Here is a 508-nt window from a genome sequence, read left to right on the forward strand (position 1 = left end):
AACGCTTTAATCCAGCTAAATTCCTCGAATGGCTTAATTTCCTTGAGGAGAGAAGCCATATCTTTGTAAAACAGGAATGTTTTATCGTATTCATAACGACGCATATTTTCAGACAACAACAGATTCCAAATGCCACGCGCTATCGCACCAAACTCAATGAGCTTAACTTCTTGTTCTGGCGTAGGGTTTAGCCTGTAGTTGTATCTGAGCGTCTTTTTCATATACTGTATAGACTACTGTATAAGGCCAAGTTGTCAAGATGGAATATGAAACTAAATCTCACTGCAAATATCTAATTTCGCTTCATTTAATTTTGGTGGTTAAGTACAGAAAACCTCTGCTAAACGGAAGGCTGGGTGAGTTTGTTAAGAAAACGGTTTTCGATGTTTCTCTATCATCTGACTTTAGGATCGAAGAGGTTGAGATAGACAAAGATCACATTCATATGCTGATTACAATCGGCACTCGATATTCAGTAGGCCAGCACGCAAGGAGGATTAAGCAAGCC

Annotated in this window: 2 protein-coding genes; one reads left to right on the plus strand and one right to left on the minus strand. The window is 39.2% G+C overall.

Annotation, left to right across the window (positions count from 1 at the left end; all coding sequences use genetic code 11):
* A partial coding sequence (locus JIG41_RS18670; RefSeq protein ID WP_199525246.1) for a helix-turn-helix domain-containing protein occupies positions 1-221 on the minus strand: 221 nt, incomplete at its 3' end.
* A gap of 38 nt (positions 222-259) precedes the next feature.
* Here JIG41_RS18670 and tnpA point away from each other — a divergent pair.
* Positions 260-508 (plus strand): IS200/IS605 family transposase (gene tnpA, locus JIG41_RS18675; protein WP_199525247.1); only part of this gene is annotated, 249 nt, incomplete at its 3' end.

The organism is Pseudoalteromonas sp. bablab_jr011 (assembly GCF_016464045.1).
GTDB lineage: Bacteria > Pseudomonadota > Gammaproteobacteria > Enterobacterales > Alteromonadaceae > Pseudoalteromonas > Pseudoalteromonas lipolytica.